Genomic DNA, 4,281 nt, shown 5'->3' with positions numbered 1-4,281 from the left:
TAGCCGCACGGCGACTTCGCGCCATTGCGCATCGGGTTGCAGCGCACGCACGTAACAGCCGTGGACCAGCGTGCGGCGCTTGAGCAATTCGCGATCGCGCGTGAGCACCACGCGATGTTCGTCGAGCGCGAGCTGCTCGATTTCATCGTCGGGGAAATGGTTGTCATAGCGTGTGTCGAAACCCGCGAGCCGAAGCCGTTGCGCAAGCGCGCCAAGATGGGCATCGGCTATAAACCGCAGCGTATCGAGCCGCAACGGCGCACGCAGAAGCTGAGCGGTATCGAGCGAACGCGACACGGCGCCGACCGGATGGACATCGATGAAATCGCCTTCCTCGACAGCCTCGTCAAAGCGCACCGGCGCGCCATTCCGTAGAATCAGCGCAACTTCCGTATGGGGCACGCCGAGTGCTTCGATCATGTGCTTCGTGGTCGAAGCCGCCGGACACCCGCAGGCAAACACCCGGTCGCGCTGCGCTCGCGCCAGGAACTCATTCAACTCCCGATGAAAACGGAACGTGGCAGTCGTCATGGTTTTGAGTATCGCATCGGTTCGACGCGTTTGCTTTGGCAAGCACATCACAAAGGAGCAGGACATGGATATCGGCTTTATTGGAATCGGCGGAATGGGCAGCGCGATGGCGTTGAACGCGCTGAAGGCAGGCCACACGGTACGCGTCTGGAACCGTTCGCCCGATGCAACCAGACCGCTCGCCGACGAAGGCGCGACCGTGGTGGCGTCGCCGGAAGAAGCCTTTGCGGGCGACGCCGTGTTCTCCATGCTCGCCGACGACGCCGCGTTGCGCGCCGTCCTGATCGACAGCGGTTTGCTCAAGCGCGCGCCCAAAGGCATCGTGCACGCGAACATGGCGACGATCTCGGTCGCGCTCTGCGAGGAACTTGCTGCCCTGCACGCGCATCACGGCGTGGCATATGTCGCGGCGCCCGTGCTCGGACGGCCGGACGTGGCGGCGGCGGGAAAGCTGAATATCATCGCGGCCGGCGCCGATGATGCAATCAACCGAGTGCAGCCCGTATTCGATGTCATCGGACAAAAGACCTGGCGCGTCGGCGCCACGCCACAGCACGCGAACGTGTTCAAACTCGCGGCAAACTTCATGCTGGCATCGGCTATAGAAACGACATCCGAAGCGGCTTCACTGGTGACCGGGCACGGCATCGACCCGCACACGTTCCTGGATGTCATCAGCAACACGCTGTTCCCGGGTCCGGTCTATCAGGGCTACGGCCGCATGATTGCCGATAACCGCTATGAACCCGCGTTGTTCAAGGCGCGCCTCGGTTTGAAGGACGTCCGTCTCGCGCTTGCCGCCGGCGACGCGGTCAACGTGACGCTGCCGGTGGGCAGCCTCGTGCGCGACAACCTGATCGAGGCGCTTGCTCACGGCGACGGCGACAAGGACTTCGCGGTGCTTGGCAAAGTCGCTGCGCGGCGGGCAGGAAGGAAGGTGTGATTTTTGCTCAGCGATAAAAACAGGTGGCGGTCGCATCCGCAATAAATAACGACAATGCGCGGCAACGTTCCGTATACTTGGCGCGCCGTTCGCCTTCTGGTTCCGGGTGGTATCGAACCGGGAAGCATTCGGTGGCGCACAGACACACGGACACGCCGCGCGCAGGCTGCGACAAGCCCTTGCGAGCGTAAAAAAAGATGATGCGGAGACAGGACAGCGACCATATGAAAAGCACTCTTCGGGGTCTTATGTTCATGGTGGCATCGGCGGGCATTGGCGTGCTTTGCCTGAACATGCCCACATTCGCCCTCGCCGACGATACCCCCGCGCCCTGCAGCGCGCTCAAGCGCATCGTCGCGGCTGCGCCGGGCGGATTCTCATCCGTGCAACCCGGCGACGCCAATACCGTCGCCCAGCCTTACGGCCAGGACGCGCAATGCGCGGCGAAGGGCGGCACGCTCACTTGTACATGGACCAAAGCAGCCGATTCAGGCTCGACGAAGGACGCGTTGCAAGCGGTCGCGGCGGACATCGCGTCGTGCCTGCCGGAAGCCACGCACGATCAGAATTCGGCGGCGCGCCAGCATTTTTATATCGGCGAGCGCGGGCAACGCACGCAGATCACGGCGACGACGGCTGGCTCGGGCAAGTTGTCGCTCGCGGTATCGGGCAAATAAGGCAAACAGGGGACTGTCATGACCAAGCGTGTTCTCATAGCCGATGACGACGACGACGCCCTGAGCTGTCTCGCCAGCTTGCTGACCGGCCTCGGCCATCAGGTCGCGCAGGCGTGTTCCGGCATGCAGGCGCTGGATGTAGCGCGGCAATTCGGGCCGGAAGTGGTGATCCTCGACCTCGGCATGTCGCCGATGGACGGCCTTTCCGCCGCCCGCGCATTGCGCGCCTTGCCGGATGGCGCGTCCATGCTGCTGGTCGCGCTGACCGGCTGGGGCCAGCCACAACATCATGAAATGACGCAGGAAGCCGGCTTCGATGTCCATCTGATCAAGCCGGTTTCGATCGATCAGTTGGGTTTTATCCTGTCGATGACGCAGCCCTGAGTGTTGTATCTGTAAGACACATAGCGAAGGAGATGTTGCGCTGCACCAATGGTTCCGGTACAGTGGATTCGTCTCCTCCATGTCTCCACTGATATGGATTCAGCCCGCCAATCATGCGCGGGCTTTTTTTTGCCTGCGTTTTTGGCGCGGCCCCCGCAATGCCATCGCGCTGACGCGCAGGCGCATTAAAATGGCGTTTTTACCGCGCATCGGCAGGACCGATTCAACGCCCGCCGCGCGACCGAACCAGCGAGATCAAGATGACCACCAAAGTATTTGTCGACGGACAGGAAGGCACCACCGGCCTGAAGATTTTCGAGTATCTGTCGGCGCGGCGTGACGTCGAGATCCTGCGTATCGATGACGCGCGCCGCAAGGACGTGGAAGAGCGCCGCCGGCTGATCAACGCGTCGGACGTGACGTTCCTGTGCTTGCCGGACGTGGCGTCGCGCGAATCGGTGTCGCTGGTAAATGCGGATAACCATCGCACGGTGATGATCGACGCCAGCACGGCGTTTCGCACGCAGGACGACTGGGCGTATGGCCTGCCCGAACTGATGCCCGCCCAACGCGAACGCCTGCGCTCGGCGAAGCGCATTGCCGTGCCGGGATGCCATGCGTCGGCGTTTTTGCTCGCCATGAAACCGCTGGTTTCGAGCGGCCTCGTTTCCGCCGACTTCGCGGCGCACGCGTATTCCATCACGGGCTACAGCGGCGGTGGCAAGAAGATGATCGCGGAATTCGAGATGGCCGGCAATCCGAAGCTGATGAGCCCGCGTCCCTACGCGCTGGGCCTGACGCACAAGCATCTGCCGGAAATGGCCGTGCGCTCAGGGCTGAAGCGTGCGCCGGTTTTCACGCCTATCGTGGGTAACTTTTTGAAGGGCCTGGCGGTCACGACTTACTTCTCGCCGGAGCAACTGACGCGCGCCGCGAAGCCGCAAGATGTGCAATCGCTCTTCGCCGAGTATTACGCCAACGAACCGTTCGTGCGCGTGCTGCCGTTCAATGCGGACAGCAATCTCGACGAGGGTTTCTTCGATGTCCAGGCCAACAACGACACCAACCGCGTCGACCTTTTCGTCTTCGGCAACGACGAGCATTTTGTCACCGTCGCTCGTCTGGACAACCTGGGCAAGGGCGCATCGGGCGCGGCGATCCAGTGCATGAATCTCGCAATCGGCGCCGACGAAGCAGCGGGACTGATCGCTTGATGTAACTCTGCTGAACGCCCTGCGCATCCGTCAGGAAAAGCCGGTTTCTGCCCTCGTGCGAAACCGGTTTTTTTACGTCCACACATTTCTCGCCAATTACTCCATAGGGAATCTCCTAATTTATTTACGAACGTTCGTTCGTCAATGATTACGCGTTTTCGCGCTCAAAGCTTCTTCGTTTTGCTTTTCGGCTAAACAGAAATTCTCCTGACTGAGGTCTAAACGAATTTTTGTTTCAATACGTCGCGTGCGCCTTGCCAGTCAAGGCGCTCCGGAAGAGCGGTTGTTTGAATTGCCGCTTTTGGACGTTTTCAGCCGATCGCCAGAAGAAGGTCAACGCGAAATGACAGCGTAAAACTAAATGAGGGAGACAGCGGTATGCCGTATGCCATTTCGAAAGGACTTTCGCGCCATGCGGCGTTGCGCATGGCATCGAGCACGGTTGCGTCGGCTGCGGATTGCCCGGCGAGCCAGAGTTCGGCGAGCATCGTGTGACCCAGATTGAGCAGCAAAAGCTTGAGACGCTCGTAGT

Annotated in this window: 5 protein-coding genes and 1 pseudogene; 4 read left to right on the top strand and 2 right to left on the bottom strand. The window is 60.9% G+C overall.

The window, feature by feature from the left end:
• Window positions 1-531, bottom strand: a 531-nt coding sequence (locus ACRXB1_RS31755; protein ID WP_449494289.1) for a Mut7-C RNAse domain-containing protein, incomplete at its 3' end; no start/stop codon positions are given.
• 64 nt (window positions 532-595) lie between these two features.
• Here ACRXB1_RS31755 and ACRXB1_RS31750 point away from each other — a divergent pair.
• The 4 genes from ACRXB1_RS31750 to argC all read left to right on the top strand — a co-directional run bounded on the left by ACRXB1_RS31750 (window position 596) and on the right by argC (window position 3,749).
• The gene (locus ACRXB1_RS31750) at window positions 596-1,474 is read left to right on the top strand and encodes an NAD(P)-dependent oxidoreductase (RefSeq protein WP_062170281.1); all 879 of its coding nucleotides are present in this window, start codon (window positions 596-598) and stop codon (window positions 1,472-1,474) included.
• 224 nt (window positions 1,475-1,698) lie between these two features.
• Window positions 1,699-2,151: a hypothetical protein gene (locus ACRXB1_RS31745; RefSeq protein ID WP_174364509.1), complete on the top strand. Its 453-nt coding sequence runs from the start codon at window positions 1,699-1,701 to the stop codon at window positions 2,149-2,151.
• Between the two features lie 18 nt (window positions 2,152-2,169).
• Window positions 2,170-2,535 carry a response regulator gene (locus ACRXB1_RS31740; RefSeq protein WP_062000520.1) on the top strand — a complete coding sequence of 122 codons (366 nt, stop codon included), beginning with the start codon at window positions 2,170-2,172 and terminating at the stop codon, window positions 2,533-2,535.
• Between the two features lie 260 nt (window positions 2,536-2,795).
• Window positions 2,796-3,749 (top strand): N-acetyl-gamma-glutamyl-phosphate reductase, encoded by a 954-nt coding sequence (gene argC, locus ACRXB1_RS31735; protein ID WP_449494288.1) that lies wholly within the window; start codon window positions 2,796-2,798, stop codon window positions 3,747-3,749.
• A 311-nt stretch (window positions 3,750-4,060) separates the two neighbouring features.
• Here the strand turns inward: argC and ACRXB1_RS31730 are convergent.
• Window positions 4,061-4,281, bottom strand: a pseudogene (locus ACRXB1_RS31730) (hypothetical protein); the annotation flags it as partial.

The organism is Caballeronia sp. M23-90 (genome assembly GCF_053574605.1).
The sequence above is the reverse complement of the archived record's forward strand: the minus strand, read 5'-3'. Positions and strand labels throughout refer to the sequence as shown.